Origin of the sequence: Klebsiella sp. 141198 (assembly GCF_050600785.1) — a bacterium.
In the GTDB taxonomy this organism is placed as follows: Bacteria; Pseudomonadota; Gammaproteobacteria; order Enterobacterales; family Enterobacteriaceae; genus Klebsiella; species Klebsiella aerogenes.
The window spans coordinates 497,196-513,304 of record NZ_JAQIRM010000002.1 but is presented as its reverse complement, the minus strand read 5'-3'; the positions used below and the strand labels follow the sequence as shown (position 1 = coordinate 513,304).

Below are 16,109 nucleotides of genomic sequence, written 5' to 3'. Positions count from 1 at the left end.
ACTTGCTTTGACCTCAAACTGCCAGCATTTGCTAATCCTGCCCCTTTTTTTACTTTTACCACACCTGCTTTTGACGGTACCCTTAAAATTTCCGTTATTCTATCAACATCTATAATATCCTTGTTTTATGTAATGGTATCTGCCGTTGCTAATACACGTTTATCTTTTTGTCTTTTTACCTACTGAATTTAGTGGGGAGTGAGGCAGTGAGATTTTAATTCATACCTGCATAACTTATGGAAACTATTCGTAATTTATTTTTTTATTCTAGCGTGTTGACGGTGTGATTTTTTTAGACTTTTCTTATTAAGGGGAAGGTGCATCTATGCTGATGCAAACGCTTCCAATGAACTCCCAATAACTCTGGGCCTGGATTGCTCCTGATACGAAATTTTGAGGATTCTTAAATGGTTACTCAAGTGCTACTCACACAAAAAGCAGTTGCAGCTATACAATTTGCAATTCTTGGGAAAAACACCTATACGACGGCTTCCACCTATGATGCCGTAGCAGGCCAGTTTCGTACGGGGGCGATTAGCCAAGAACAATATATTTCTAACCTGTTAGCATCCACAGCGGGTCAGACTTTGTATTCTGGCAAAACCGATCTTGAGATAGTTAAACTTGTCTATGCGTCCATTTGGGGAAGTACCCCAGCAGATAGTGTCGCCCAAACTTTTTTAACAGGCTCAAATTTAAACGCGGCTCTTAATAATGTAATTAATGGTGTTCTGAATTATACAGGATTCGATTCTGCGACGCTAACGGCACAAAATAGCTTTGATAATGCGCTGAATAAAGTCATGTACAAAGACTATGGCTCAGCGAACTGGAATACATGGAGCGTCGCTCTAAGTAGTAAGGAGCAAGTCGAAGCTGCGTACATTTCTTTAGTGGGACGTTCAGTTGACATGGGCGGGCTTGGCGACTGGACTAATTATCTTGCCACCGGTGGTAATACATATAGTTCATTACTGACAAAATTAATTGCTTCTTCTGAGTTTCAAAGCAAAGGTTCTAATTTAACTGGCGATGCCTTTATCACGCATGTTTATCAGGGAATTTACGGCGTCGCCCCTAGTGCAGCGGTTTTAGCGCAATACAGCGCTCTCGGCACCAATAAGGCAACCATTACCCAGGCAATTATCAACGATTTACGCGGTTCTACGGCTACAGATGCGGCAACTGTAACCAATCAGCATGCCTTTGAATATCAGATTGGTACCGGGTTACTTTATAAAACTAGCGCTGTCCTCAGCGCCAGCGCTACAGGCGGCAACGCCACTGGTACAGTCAATACCAATGCTAGCCATCAGCTCACTAATGCTGAAACTGCGGTTCTGACTAACGCGCAACTCAATGCTAACGTGGCGAGCACCGTTAACCTCAAATTCGCCGATCATTTGGCAAATCTAGAAATTAATGGTTCAAGCGCAGCCACTGTTAACCTGTCCGATAATGGGGTGAACCCTGGGGTAGACATCGTTGTTAACAACGGTAGCGTGATCCTTAATGCCAGTTCCGGCGCTGATGATGTTCTTGTGAGTAACCTTGTTAATATGACCACCGCCACGGCTAAGTTTAACCTCGGAACGGGTAACGATACGCTGAAGTGGGCCGGTAACTCTACTGGCGGGGCAAATACGGTGAGCACATCTGTCACCGCTGATGGTGGAGCTGGGATTGATACCATTTCGGCTAACTTTATTACGAAAAATGTCGTTATGGGTGGGACTATTCTAAACAGAACTGCGGTCATCACTTCTAACTCCGCGCAATTTAGTAACTTCGAAAAGCTGGACCTTGCTGGCTATATAGGGCAAGCAACTGTTAGCGCTAGTTCTACCGCTCAAGCCCATACATTCGATTTTGGTGTATTAACGGGTAATGCATCCACCGAATCAAGCTTGACTACTCTTCCTTCTAACGTTACTCAGGCAGCAACCTCAACCGTCGGTTCACAGGGATTTGTTCTGTCAGGTCTGGCTAATAACGTCCATGTGATAAATGCGGCAGGTGGTAGTGCTGCGCAACTTGAAGTCACAGGTAACGCGACTGCGGCAAGTAGTGTCGATATTACGTTTCGTCCAGGTATCACCGATCATTTCAATGTTAACTTCACCGCAACCAGTAATAGCGATATCAACGCAGGCTCGCTGGCCCTAAACAGCAGTGGCGCCACTGCGTTGACAACCCTGAATGTCGGCTCGGGTGGTACCGGTAGTTTCGCTAACGCCATCAGCTTGGCGGGAACCGGTAGCCAACTACAAACTATCAATGTCACCGGCGATCATTTGCTTAATCTGACGGTAGGCACAGGTTACGGCAACCTGGAGACTATCAATGCTTCGGCAAATTCCGCAGGATTGAATCTGGATGCTAATGTGGGGGGAACTGGTAAAGGAATCCTTTATCAACTTCTGACTATTCTTCCTGCTGCTGGTGTGACAACAACGATTATTAATCTGTTGGGGTTAGGTGGTGGGCATAACTTATCGGTTCAAGGAACTAGCGTTGCGGATACCTTTAAGGTTCTCGGTAACACCATTGTTTCAGGTGGTGACGGTGCGAACCTTTACCAATTGAAAGCAAGCACCGTCAACTCTGGTGTGACCATTTCAGATTTTAATAGCGGTAAAGATAGCATTTTTGACACTGCTTCAGGTCTGACTATTAACAATGATGCCACGCATACCCAGGTAGCTGATTATGGTGTACGTACGACTGATGTTGTTGACGCGTTGTTAGGTACATTAGTTGGTGGTGTGGTTGGCGGCGTTGTCGGTCTGTTAGGGCAAATCCTTGGTATTGGTGGGAATGGGGATCTTACTGCTAAGGTGGGTGTAGCGTCGGTTATCTGGACTGATAACTCCCACGAGGCTAGTAACTACCTGATTGTTGATAACAACAACAACCATACTCTGGATGCGAACGATACAGTAGTGTATCTCAACGGGCAAACCCATCAGCAGTTGGTTGATACTTTGCACTACGCTTGAGTAGCGTGATGTGATGGCTGTTTTATAAAAAAAGGGGGAGGATGCTCTTCCCCCTTTTTATTGTGATCTCTGTCGTATTTTTATTAACATTAATTTTCGCATGGATTATGAAAAAATATTTTTTTGGTAGCTTGATATTTTAGTGTTTTCCTATCTATATATTATAAATATCTCCAGCCTGAGTTGTTGGGATCTGATTGCTCTACTGTCGGTAGAGGTGTGGCTGAAGGTACACAAAAATAAGGGAAAAAGCAGTGGAGCACTATTTACCGCGCAATGAAATTGCGGACGTAATACGCACTCGCAGTAAAATATTCTGGACAGTCGGTGTTTTTACCGCATTCATTAATATCTTAATGTTAGTACCTTCGATTTATATGCTCCAGGTTTATGACCGGGTGCTACCCTCTGGTAATGAAATCACTCTGCTGATGCTAACCCTTATCATGCTGGCCATGTTTGGTATGATGGCATTGCTGGAGTACGTCCGTAGCATGGTGGTCATACGGATTGGCGCGCAGCTAGATATGCGTTTAAATACACGTATTTATACCGCAGCATACGAAGATAATCTCAAAAATAAATCTGCTGATGCCGGGCAAATGCTTAACGATCTTACTAATATGCGTCAGTTTTTGACCGGCAGCGCGCTTTTTGCTTTTTTTGATGCACCCTGGTTCCCGATCTATTTGTTGGTCATTTTTCTGTTTAATCCCTGGTTAGGGTTGTTTGCATTAATTGGCTCATTAATATTGATAGCGCTGGCCGTGGTGAATGAAATAGTATCAAAAGAACCATTGGCTGAAGCGAGTAAGCTTGCGCTGCAATCAGGAAGTCTTGCCAGCACCAACTTGCGCAATGCGGAAGTTATAGAAGCGTTAGGAATGTTGCCAAATATCAAGGGACGATGGTTTAGTTTACATCAACGGTTTCTGAACAGTCAGCGAGTCGCGAGCGAACGAGCTTCTCGTATCAATTCTATTACGAAATTTGTTCGTCTATCCTTGCAATCTTTGGTGCTCGGGCTGGGGGGCTGGTTGGCTATTGATGGTCATATTACCCCGGGAATGATGATCGCAGGTTCTATTTTGATGGGGAGAACGCTTGCTCCGATAGAACAAGTGATTAACGTCTGGAAAAGCTGGAGCTCGGCAAAACTATCTTATGGCCGGCTGGTGAAGTTACTGGATAGTAATCCACCCCGTGGCACCGGGATGTCTCTGCCGAAACCTGAAGGGGTACTGAGCGTAGAAAATGTATCGGCGAAACCGCCTGGCGCGCAGGGTGAGCCGGTACTACACGCAGTGTCATTTAATTTACAGGCGGGTGATGTGCTTGGCATTATTGGCCCTAGTGCATCCGGAAAATCGACCCTGGCACGATTATTAGTTGGGATTTGGCCAGTAAGTGAAGGAATTGTTCGGTTGGATGGCGCTGATATTTATCAGTGGAATAAAGATGAACTGGGGCCGCATATTGGCTATTTACCTCAAGACATTGAATTGTTCGCTGGAACCATAGCGGAGAACATAGCGAGATTTAATGACGTCGATGCTGAGAAAGTGATTGCTGCCGCGAAACTGGCAGGGGTACACGAACTGATTTTACGTTTCCCACATGGCTATGACTCAGTGATTGGCAACGGCGGGAGCGGACTTTCTGGAGGTCAAAAGCAACGTATTGGGCTTGCAAGGGCCTTGTATGGCGATCCCTCGTTGATTGTTCTTGATGAACCGAATTCTAATCTGGATGACGCTGGCGAATTGGCCCTTAATAAGGCTATTGCCTTTCTTCGGGAGCGGCAAAAAACGGTGGTACTGATTACGCATCGAACGAATTTGCTTTCAATGACCAGTAAGTTGTTACTATTGGTCAATGGTAAGGTTAACGCGTTTGGTACCACCCAACAGGTACTTCAGGCTTTGAATAATGCTCAGAGGACTCAGGCAGCACAGCAACAGGCAATGCATGCAGTTAATAGTGAATCGCATGACGGCAACGGGGTTACCCCTAAAACACAAATAAACTAAATAACGGCTTGCCAGATAAAAGCTGCAACTATCTGTTGTTAAAGGGGGGAATATGTCTTCTCAAGTGAATCAGTCTTTTAGTGGCGATGTGCCATCAGATTCTACTGATGAGCGGAAATATACGCGTTTTGGTTGGTTGGTGATCGCGATTGGTTTATGCGGTTTCCTGTTATGGGCAGCTTTCGCTCCTCTGGATAAGGGCGTTGCCTCTCAAGGGTCGGTAACTGTTTCAGGAAACCGTAAAACTATTCAATCTCCAACCAGTGGTATTATCAGCAATATCGCGGTTAAAGAAGGGGATAAGGTCAAGACCGGGCAGGTACTGGTTCAAATGAGCCAGGTGCAGGCACAGGCGCAGGTGGACTCCCTGAAGATCCAATATTACACAACACTGGCAACAGAGGGGCGTTTGTTAGCTGAAAGAGATAATCTGGATGCAATTAAATTCTCTGACGTTTTCAATGCTATCAAAGATAAGCCTCGTGCAGCGGAAATAATTGCCTTGCAGCAACAGCTTTTTATTTCTCGCCGACAGGCATTACGTAGTGAAGTCGATGGTTTTAGGCAGTCAATTGACGGTATCCGTTTCCAGCTCAAGGGATTACAGGATTCCAGGGCGAACAAACAGATTCAACTAAACAGCATCCGTGAGCAGATGACAAGTATGAAACAGCTTTCTGCGGAAGGGTATTTGCCGCGCAACCGTTATCTGGAGGCTCAACGTCAGTTTGCAGAGATCAGTAGCAGCATCGATGAGACGATAGGCAGGATCGGACAGCTACAAAAGCAACTGTTGGAGTCGCAGCAGCGTATCGACCAGCGGTATGCGGACTATCAGCGTGAAGTGAGAACGCAGTTAGCGCAAACGCAAATGGATGTAAATGATTATAAAAACAAACTGGATATGGCTAATTTTGAGCTAGGGAATACCGAAATTATTTCGCCAGTTGATGGTACCGTTGTTGGACTGAATATATTTACCCAAGGCGGCGTGGTGGGGGCTGGAGATCACCTTATGGATGTGGTACCCAGTGAAGCTGCGCTGGTTGTTGATGCTCAATTGAAAGTACAACTAATCGATAAAGTATATACCGGGCTCCCCGTTGAGCTTATGTTTACTGCTTTTAACCAAAACAGGACGCCTAAAATACCTGGTACGGTGACGCTTGTTTCTGCCGACCGTTTAATCGATAAAGCAAATGGGGAAGCTTATTATCAGATGCAGGTAACGGTCACTCCGGAAGGAATCAAAATGCTCCAGGGTGAGGAAATCAAACCAGGGATGCCAGTTGAGGTGTTCGTAAGGACGGGGTCCCGTTCGCTGTTAAGTTATCTGTTTAAACCAATTTTGGATCGTGCGCGTACTTCATTGACCGAGGAATAATCGTGATTTTCATGAAAAGGAAGATGATTAATCTCACCCTTAGTTCGATAGTGTGGGTGGTATCCTCACCGGTGTATGCATTGGGCATTCTGGACGCCTATTCGCTAGCGCTGGAAAAAGACCCGACATTTCAGGCGGCGATTAAAGAAAAGGAAGCCGGGGATGAAGCAAAAAATATTGGACGAGCAGGGTTATTACCAAAAGTCTCTCTCAATTATCAGAATGCGCCACGTAATTGGCAGACTCAAAAATATCAGACGAGTGATATTTTTGGCAATGTTAGCGATGTGACTAAACGACAGCAGTACCGCAGTTATGCGGGTTCCGTGACCCTAACGCAACCTCTATTTGATTATGAGGCTTATGCGAAATATAAAACCGGAGTCGCACAAAGTTTGATGGCTGACGAAAAATATCGCAGTAAATACCTCGATCTTGCAGTCCGGGTCATTTCGGCTTACGTCAGTGTTGCATACGCCAAAGATCAAATTGCACTAGCTGAGGCGCAAAAGGCAGCCTATAAAGAACAACTTGCGTTGAATGATCGCCTGATGTCCGCTGGTGAGGGCACTGTGACGGACGTTGCTGAGACTCAGGCACGGTATAGTCTTGCTGAAGCTCAGGTCATCGAGGCTCGAGATGTCTTAGACTCAGCTCAGCGGGAGCTTGAAGTCATCATCGGAATTCCTCTCGATCAGTTAGATGCATTGCAGACGTTACGGCAGGGTAAATTCCAGGTCTCACCGCTACGTTTTACAGCATTCGATGATTGGCAAAAACTAGCCATGGAACGAAATCCACAACTAGCTTCATCACGTCATGGTGTGGATGCCGCGCGTTATGATGTTGAACGCAACCGGGCTGGTTTTATGCCACAAGTTCAGCTATATGCATCACACTCGGAAAATGATTCAAGCAGCGACAATACGGTAAATCAGAAATATCGAACCGACAGTGTTGGGGTTCAGGTATCAATGCCAATTTATTCTGGCGGGGGAGTTGCAGCCTCGACGAGGCAGGCTGCGGCGCGTTATGGGCAGGCTAAGTATGAACTGGACGCCCAGGTCGGTTCGATTATGAACGACCTTCGTAAACAGTTTAATCAGTGTATTAGTAGCCAGGCTAAGCTCAGGGCCTATGAATTGGCTGTAAAATCTGCGACGACGCAGGTAGAGGCTACACGGCAAAGTGTGCTCGCCGGGCAGAGGGTGAACGTTGATGTGCTTAATGCGGAGCAGCAACTCTATGCTGCACAGCGAGATTTAGCAGAAGCTAAATACACTTATATTAAGGCTTGGATTACGTTGCTTGGAGATTCGGGTACGCTGAGCGAAAAAGATATTATGCAAGTCGCGGGGTACTTCCATCGTTCTTGAGTGAAACTGTGAAGTTCGAAACAGAAAGAGTGTAAAATAGTTTGTTTTTTGCATCTCTGAAACCCGTATCGATACTACGCTTCAATCTGTATGCTCACATGAAGGGGACTTTTAAGACCCGTCCCCGTCTTGACTTCACTATTCGCAAAGAGTAAAACGCCAGCAGTATCCATCATTACTGTGGCGATTTGCCATCACCCGTTAACTGTAGAAGTGTTGCTCTATGAAAATTACTATTTCCGGTACAGGCTATGTTGGTTTATCGAATGGTGTTCTGATTGCCCAGAACCATGAAGTGGTCGCTTTGGATATCATTCAGGCCAAAGTAGATTTGCTTAACCAGAAAATTTCACCTATAGCAGATAATGAGATCCAACAATATTTAACGGAAAAAAAGCTTAATTTTCGTGCAACAACAGACAAACTCGATGCGTATCATGACGCTGATTACGTTATTATAGCTACGCCGACAGATTATGATCCCAAGACAAATTACTTCAATACGTCTTCTGTTGAGGCTGTCATCCGTGATGTGACTGCTATCAATCCGAAAGCTGTTATGGTTATAAAATCAACGGTCCCAGTTGGTTTCACTCGTGGCATAAAAGAGCGCCTTGGAATTGAGAATATCATTTTCTCGCCGGAGTTTCTCCGCGAGGGACGGGCTTTGTACGATAATTTATATCCATCGCGAATTGTCATTGGTGAGCGTTCTGCTCGTGCTGAGCGATTCGCAGACCTATTGAAAGAAGGTGCGATTAAGAAAGACATTCCGACCCTTTTTACTGATTCAACTGAAGCTGAAGCTATTAAGCTCTTTGCTAATACTTACTTAGCACTACGTGTTGCCTATTTTAATGAGTTAGACAGCTACGCTGAAAGCCAGGGGCTAAACAGTAAACAAATTATTGAGGGTGTATGTCTGGATCCGCGAATTGGTAATCATTACAACAATCCCTCTTTTGGCTATGGTGGGTACTGCTTACCGAAAGATACCAAACAGTTGCTGGCGAATTATGAGTCGGTACCCAATAATATTATTTCGGCAATTGTTGATGCAAATCGCACGCGGAAAGATTTTATTGCAGACTCCATCCTGGCGAAAAATCCGAAGGTTGTTGGTGTGTATCGGTTAATTATGAAGAGCGGCTCTGATAATTTCCGTGCTTCCTCTATTCAAGGTATAATGAAAAGAATAAAAGCGAAAGGTATACCTGTAATTATTTACGAGCCAGTGATGAAGGAAGATGAATTTTTTAACTCGCGTGTTATTCGCGACCTTGATGTTTTTAAGCAGGAGTCGGATGTAATTATCTCTAACCGCATGGCAGAAGAATTGGCGGATGTGAAAGATAAAGTGTATACGCGAGACCTGTTTGGTAACGATTAAATTTTAATAACGGCAGGTGGTTTGCAAAATTACCTGCCTTAATTTTTATGATGAGAAAAACGCAGCATCATTATGTGCTGAAATAAAATACTAATGCTACCGTGGCATTTACGAGACTATCTCTGTATTCTACATCGAAAGATATCCCTGTCGAATTAGAAGTATATAACGTTGAGGAAACTACTACTCTGATTACACTATGGGCTGTTAATATACCGCAATCGGTGGATTGCGGTAAAAACAGAAGATAAGAAATTATCAAATTGCGTAGTAGTCTTTATACCACTCCACGAAGTTTTTCACGCCTTGCTTGACCGTAGTTTGCGGCCTGAAACCAACCAGATCATACAGCGGTTGAGTTTCAGCGCTTGTTTCCAGAACATCGCCTGGCTGCATCGGCATCATGTTTTTCTTAGCTTCCATACCCATAGCTTCTTCAAGCGCGGTGATGTAGTCCATTAGTTCAACCGGCGAGCTATTGCCAATGTTATAGACCCGATAGGGGGCAGAACTGGTGGCCGGAGACCCGGTTTCTACCGTCCAGTCCGGATTTGGCTGCGGAATGACATCCTGAACACGAACAACAGCTTCAACTATATCGTCAATATAGGTGAAGTCTCTTTTCATTTTTCCGTAGTTGTATACGTCGATGCTTTGACCTTCGAGCATGGCTTTTGTGAACTTGAATAATGCCATATCCGGACGTCCCCATGGGCCATAGACGGTAAAAAACCGCAGACCGGTTGTTGGAATTCCATAGAGATGCGCATAAGTATGCGCCATCAATTCATTAGCTTTTTTGGTTGCCGCGTAAAGCGATACTGGGTGATCTACCGAATCATCGGTTGAGAACGGCATCTTACGATTTAAACCATAAACGGAACTGGATGACGCGTAGACCAGATGCTCGATTTTAGTATGGCGACACCCCTCAAGGATATTCAGGAACCCCATCAGGTTGGCGTCAGCATAAGCGTGCGGGTTTTCCAGTGAGTAGCGTACGCCGGCTTGCGCGGCAAGGTGGATTACGCGATTAAATTTCTCTCTAGAAAAAAGCTGCTCCATGTTAACCCGATCGGCGAGATCAATTTTGTGAAAACTGAACAAAGGCGTTTTCAGAAGATCCAGGCGGGCTTGTTTGAGGCTCACATCGTAGTAGTCATTCATGTTGTCGATCCCGACAACCTCATGACCAGCTTCCAGCAGGCGTTTACATACATGGAAGCCGATGAAGCCAGCAGCGCCAGTGACTAAAAATTTCATTTATATCCTCCAGGATCATGATGTCCCACTACTTATAGGCGCCTATTTTACACAGGGGGGAGGTAACGATCATCTTGTTTACTGGTTGGCTTGGAAAGGATGGGGAGAATAACATTTAAAGCTAAACCGCCCGGTAAAGCGCACGCCATGTCCAATTATGAGAGTGAAAATTATTCTCATTGGTGAGCAAGTTTTCTAAGTTGTAACAAACGTTTAAATGGCATTGTACTTACCTGGTGTATGTATCTTCTTTGCCAGTCAATCCTGCTTTTTCGCTTTTAATCTTATAGGCCGGGAGTATACTATGCTGCTGTTTCATTCATATGGTATTCGCTTGAGAAGCTCACATTGCAACTTTCTGATTTTATTACCATAATAGACAAGTATACCACTAACATTAATGATGCTGCCGAATGGGGCAACTCACTTAAAGTTAAGCATCTCCGTTGCCAGGTCCGTTGTCTGAAATGAGACTAACCTGATGGCAAGTTGCCTCTAAAGCAGAGAGAGTGACCGCTCTCAGATTGAGCTCAAGAATGATGCTTGAGATAGAGCGAGTTCATAGGCTCTTGCGGTAGCATTTAGATTGTAATGCATTGAAGTTTATGAAGATTTATAAAATTCTAGACTTGTTCTGCGCGCTTTGGTTGCGATAGCCAATGGCGGTAGCGTGTCTCTGATTGGTGAGATAGATGGCTGAAGCAGGTCAAAATGAGAAAGCTAATCATTTGTGGCCGTATAGTTCCCCCCGTAACATACTCTAAATGATGGTGTATAGTACGCTATTATGTGGAACTGCGTATGGTTGCTGAGAAGGGTTTATCCATACAGTGGGTTAAAAGGCAACGGCCGCTTTTGGTAACTATATAATAATTATGTTGATATTATAGCTATGCACTATTTCCTCCGAGGTAATAATGGTGAGTATGGTTGCGTGGTCGATTTCAAAAAAATGAGTGCAAATAATGAAGTTTAAATTAGGATATTTATTTGATCTACTTGTTGTGATAACTAATAAAGATTTAAAAGTTCGCTATAAAAGTAGCATCTTTGGATATTTATGGTCTATTGCAAACCCTTTATTATTTGCGATGATTTACTATTTTATTTTTAAAATGGTAATGAGAGTACAAATTCCAAATTATACCGTTTTTCTAATCACTGGATTGTTCCCATGGCAATGGTTTGCAAGTTCAGCAACCAATTCATTGTATTCATTTATCTCCAACGCGCAGATTATTAAGAAAACAGTATTTCCACGCTCGGTTATCCCTTTGAGCAATGTAATGATGGAAGGGTTACATTTCTTGTGTACAATTCCTGTAATTGCAGTATTTCTTTATATTTATGGTATGTCGCCATCGCTTAGTTGGTTCTGGGGCATTCCGCTACTGGCGATCGGTCAAATTATTTTTACATTTGGATTTGCTCTAATTTTCTCAACGCTAAATTTGTTTTTCCGTGACCTGGAGCGATTTGTCGCTTTAGGTATTATGTTGATGTTCTACTGTACCCCGATACTCTATAATTCCGATATGATCCCGCAACAATTTACCTGGATCATTGATTATAATCCACTGGCTAGCATGATTATGGCCTGGCGAGATCTGCTTATGAATGGCAACCTGGATTATGTGCATATCACTTATCTATACTCATCAGGCATGGTTGTATTGCTGCTAGGGGTGTGGGTCTTTAATAAATTAAAATATCGATTTGCAGAGATTTTGTGATGACAGCTGTTATTGAATTTTGCAATGTAACAAAAGAGTATCCTCTATATCATCATATTGGCTCTGGCATTAAAGATCTGTTTTTTCATCCGCGTCGGGCCTTTAATTTGCTAAAAGGTCGCAAATATCTGGCGATCGAAAACGTGTCATTCACCGTTAATAAGGGTGAATCAGTTGCATTGATTGGACGCAATGGCGCAGGCAAAAGTACTACCCTTGGTCTCGTTGCTGGTGTGCTAAAGCCAAGTAAGGGCGAGGTTAAAGTTGTCGGACGCGTGGCTTCGATGCTGGAGTTGGGAGGCGGTTTTCATCCGGAACTGACCGGGCGCGAAAATATCAAACTTAATGCCACCTTACTGGGGTTACGCAGAGCAGAAGTAAACAAGCGGCTTGATAAAATTATCGAGTTCTCAGAGCTAGGCGAGTTTATTGATGAGCCTATTCGCGTATACTCTAGTGGCATGCTGGCGAAACTAGGCTTTTCAGTAATTAGTCAGGTTGATCCAGATGTATTGATTATCGACGAAGTCCTTGCGGTTGGTGATATCGCATTTCAACGCAAATGCATTGAAACAATCAATGAGTTCAGAAAACGTGGGGTAACAATCCTGTTTGTTAGCCACAGCATGAAAGATGTCATGCAGATTTGCGATAAAGTTGTGTGGGTTGAAAATCATCGGTTGAAAGCGATCGGTGAGGCAAGCTCAATTGTTGATGAATATGTAGCCTCAATGGCTTGATGGAAAAACTAATGCAGAAGAATGTACTTATTGTCGGCGCAGGATTTTCAGGCGCGGTTATTGGTCGCTTATTGGCTGAAGCTGGTCATCAGGTGACGATTATTGACAGCCGGCCGCATGTTGCTGGTAACTGCTATAGTGAGCGAGATAGTGAAACCAATGTTATGGTTCATACTTATGGCCCTCATATTTTCCATACTGACAATGCTGAAGTTTGGGAGTACATCAACCAATACACGGAAATGATGCCGTATGTGAACCGGGTGAAGACGACGGTCAATGGGCAAGTCTTTTCCTTACCAATCAACTTACACACAATTAATCAGTTCTTCCATACTACGTGCTCCCCAACCGAAGCGCGTAAATTAATTGATGAGAAGAGTGATAAAACGATAGAAGAACCTGCAACATTTGAAGAGCAGGCACTGCGTTTTGTCGGCAAAGAACTATATGAAGCCTTTTTTAAAGGTTACACCATCAAACAGTGGGGAATGTCTCCGTCGGAGCTCCCGGCTTCAATTCTTAAGCGTCTGCCTGTACGATTCAATTATGATGATAACTACTTTAATCATAAATATCAGGGAATGCCAAAAGACGGCTATACGGTAATCGTTGATAAGATATTAGATCACAAAAATATTACTGTGGCTTTAAACACCCAGTATGATGAGACCACTCGTGGCGAATATGATCATGTATTTTATAGTGGCGCGCTGGATGGTTTTTATAAATACGATATGGGGCGCTTGGGCTATCGTACCCTGGATTTCGATGCTTTCCGAACCGAAGGTGATTATCAGGGATGTGCGGTAATGAATTATGGTGAGCAAAAAGTGCCTTACACTCGTATTACTGAGCATAAATACTTTGCTCCATGGGAGAGTCACGAGAAATCAATCTGCTACCGCGAATTTAGTCGAGCATGTGAGCCTGAGGATATTCCATACTACCCAATTCGACAGGTAGGTGAGATGGCCATGCTGCAAAATTACCTCGATCGCGCTGAAAAAGAAGCAAATATTACCTTTGTTGGTCGTCTGGGGACATACCGCTATCTTGATATGGACGTAACTATTGCTGAAGCTCTGGAAACGGGAAGAACTTATCTTAAGTCATTAGAACAGAATTCAGTGATGCCTGTATTTACGGTTAAAGTCAGATGAATGTAGCTGCTCTAATCGTCACTTATAATCGGTTAGAAAAGTTAAAAACAACAATTGAGGCAACGCTGGCGTTGCCTTTTCAGTATATAGTTGTGGTTAACAATGCATCAACCGATGATACTCAAGCCTATCTTGATTCTGTTTGCGATGAGCGAGTTAAAGTTTTACATCGAGAGGTGAATGATGGCGGGGCTGGCGGTTTTAAATACGGAGCGCAATGGATAACGCAAAATTTGAACACTGATTGGGTTCTGTTTTACGATGACGATGCATATCCGAATCATAATTTTGGCGTTGCGTTTCAGGCCCTTGACCTATCAATTGAAAATGTTTATGTCTGCACGGTGGTGGATACTTCAGGCAATTACTGCAAAATGAATATACCCTGGAAGAAAATTCCTAATGGCATTTTGGGTAATATAGCTTACAGAGCTAATTCTGCACGTTTTATTCCTGACGGCCATAAACAAGAGACCGTGGTGAGTGTTTCATTTGTAGGGATGTTGATTAGTCAGGAAACACTAAAGAAATCTATATCGTTTATATATGATGAGCTTTTTATCTATTATGACGATGTTTACTTTGGTCATCATCTGGTTCTACAGCATACACCTATTATATACCTTCCTGAATTATGTATTGTCCATGATATTGATACTACGAATAAATTAATTGCGCCATGGAAATTATATTATTTAAGCAGAAACCTTATCTTGTCCCGTAAAATATTCCAGGATGATTCGCCTTTCACCTTGTTTGATGTTTCATTAAGATTATTGAAGTATATATTCACAGCATTGAAACATGACAAGCGGAAAGAATGTATGATTAATGTCTATAATGGAATCAAGGATGGTTTCTGGAAGCCAAAAGGTAGAGGTGCATAATCCGCTATGAAGAAGAAGTTATGCTATTTTGTAAACTCTGCCTGGTATTTTGAGCTTCATTGGCTAGAAAGAGGAATTGCTGCTTTAGATAATGGATATGATGTCTATGTTATTGCTAATTTTTTAGATGATGCAATTTCAGATAGACTTTCTGCATTAGGATTTCACTGTATCAATAGTCAAATTAATGAGAAAAGCATCAATCCATTTGCTTTTATCAAAGGCTTTTTAAATGCCTCGAAGATATTGAAAACGATTAATCCTGACATCCTTCATTGTATTACGATTAAACCCGGCATTATAAGTTGCCTGTGGGCAAAATATCATAAAACTAAACTTGTTTATAGTTTTGTAGGTTTAGGGCGGGTATTTGAAAGTGAGCAACTCATTTTTAAAATATTGCGTTGGCTGGTGCTTAGATTGTATCGATACTTGTTCTCAAATGTCGATTGTAAAATCATATTTGAACACCGAGAAGATAAAAGAAAAATACTTTCTCTGCTAGGAGTCAAAGAGGAGAAGGCAAAGGTCATTGACGGCGCAGGTGTTAATACCAGTTATTTTTCTTACCAGCAAGAGCCGAAATTGACACATGGAACAATACTTTTTGCCAGCCGCATGCTACACAGTAAAGGATTACTTGACCTCATTAAGGCGAAAAGAATCCTAAAGTTAGAAGGGATAGATTGTACCATCCACGTAGCAGGTATTCTCGTTGAGAATGACGACGATGGAATTACCTTGGGGCAAATAGAAAAATGGCACGCAGCGGGAGATATTGTCTGGTTAGGTACTCGAGATGATATTAGAGAATTGATTGCTGGGGCAAATATTGTTGCTCTTCCTTCTGTATATCCCGAAGGTGTACCACGAATTCTGCTTGAGGCTGGTGCCGTAGGTAGAGCTTGTGTTGTCTATGATAATGGTGGGTGTAACTCACTAATTAAAGACGGCTATAATGGTTATATAGTTGAACGCAAAAATGTCAAAGAACTGGCCGCGAGAATTAAAGCATTGATAAATGAAGATGATGACAGACAGAAAATGGGTATCAATGCCAGGGAAAATATTGTCAATCATTATACATCAGAAATTGTTATTGATAAAACATTACAAGTATATGAAGAACTGTTCCAGCGCTGAA

The 16,109-nt window shown here is 43.1% G+C and carries 11 protein-coding genes; 10 read left to right on the top strand and 1 reads right to left on the bottom strand.

Annotated elements, in window-relative coordinates:
• Nucleotides 1-407 precede the first annotated feature (407 nt).
• The 5 genes from PGR10_RS07810 to ugd all read left to right on the top strand — a co-directional run bounded on the left by PGR10_RS07810 (nt 408) and on the right by ugd (nt 9,179).
• Complete coding sequence (locus tag PGR10_RS07810; protein ID WP_430923296.1) at nt 408-2,999, top strand: beta strand repeat-containing protein; 2,592 nt, start codon at nt 408-410, stop codon at nt 2,997-2,999.
• Nucleotides 3,000-3,253: 254 nt separating this feature from the next.
• Complete coding sequence (locus PGR10_RS07805; protein WP_430918316.1) at nt 3,254-5,029, top strand: type I secretion system permease/ATPase; 1,776 nt, start codon at nt 3,254-3,256, stop codon at nt 5,027-5,029.
• A 52-nt stretch (nt 5,030-5,081) separates the two neighbouring features.
• Nucleotides 5,082-6,413, top strand: a complete 1,332-nt coding sequence (locus PGR10_RS07800) for an HlyD family type I secretion periplasmic adaptor subunit (protein WP_430923295.1) — start codon at nt 5,082-5,084, stop codon at nt 6,411-6,413.
• 23 nt (nt 6,414-6,436) lie between these two features.
• The gene (locus PGR10_RS07795; protein ID WP_228302325.1) at nt 6,437-7,789 is read left to right on the top strand and encodes a TolC family outer membrane protein; all 1,353 of its coding nucleotides are present in this window, start codon (nt 6,437-6,439) and stop codon (nt 7,787-7,789) included.
• Nucleotides 7,790-8,012: 223 nt separating this feature from the next.
• Nucleotides 8,013-9,179, top strand: a complete 1,167-nt coding sequence (ugd, locus tag PGR10_RS07790) for a UDP-glucose 6-dehydrogenase (protein ID WP_113373500.1) — start codon at nt 8,013-8,015, stop codon at nt 9,177-9,179.
• 258 nt (nt 9,180-9,437) lie between these two features.
• Here ugd and PGR10_RS07785 read toward each other — a convergent pair whose 3' ends face one another.
• On the bottom strand, nt 9,438-10,442 hold the full coding sequence (locus tag PGR10_RS07785; protein WP_087860463.1) for an NAD-dependent epimerase: 1,005 nt from the start codon (nt 10,440-10,442) through the stop codon (nt 9,438-9,440).
• Between the two features lie 965 nt (nt 10,443-11,407).
• Here PGR10_RS07785 and PGR10_RS07780 point away from each other — a divergent pair.
• Genes PGR10_RS07780 through PGR10_RS07760 form a run of 5 tightly spaced genes read left to right on the top strand, consistent with a single transcriptional unit; the run spans nt 11,408 to nt 16,108 of the window.
• Complete coding sequence (locus PGR10_RS07780) at nt 11,408-12,175, top strand: ABC transporter permease (RefSeq protein WP_087860464.1); 768 nt, start codon at nt 11,408-11,410, stop codon at nt 12,173-12,175.
• On the top strand, nt 12,175-12,915 hold the full coding sequence (locus tag PGR10_RS07775; protein ID WP_045391802.1) for an ABC transporter ATP-binding protein: 741 nt from the start codon (nt 12,175-12,177) through the stop codon (nt 12,913-12,915). Before PGR10_RS07780 ends, PGR10_RS07775 begins: the two co-directional genes overlap by 1 nt.
• Before the next feature lie 11 nt (nt 12,916-12,926).
• On the top strand, nt 12,927-14,078 hold the full coding sequence (glf, locus tag PGR10_RS07770) for a UDP-galactopyranose mutase (protein WP_113373501.1): 1,152 nt from the start codon (nt 12,927-12,929) through the stop codon (nt 14,076-14,078).
• On the top strand, nt 14,075-14,965 hold the full coding sequence (locus PGR10_RS07765; protein WP_430923294.1) for a glycosyltransferase: 891 nt from the start codon (nt 14,075-14,077) through the stop codon (nt 14,963-14,965). Before glf ends, PGR10_RS07765 begins: the two co-directional genes overlap by 4 nt.
• Nucleotides 14,966-14,971: 6 nt before the next feature.
• The gene (locus tag PGR10_RS07760; RefSeq protein ID WP_430923293.1) at nt 14,972-16,108 is read left to right on the top strand and encodes a glycosyltransferase family 4 protein; all 1,137 of its coding nucleotides are present in this window, start codon (nt 14,972-14,974) and stop codon (nt 16,106-16,108) included.
• Nucleotide 16,109: the final 1 nt, after the last annotated feature.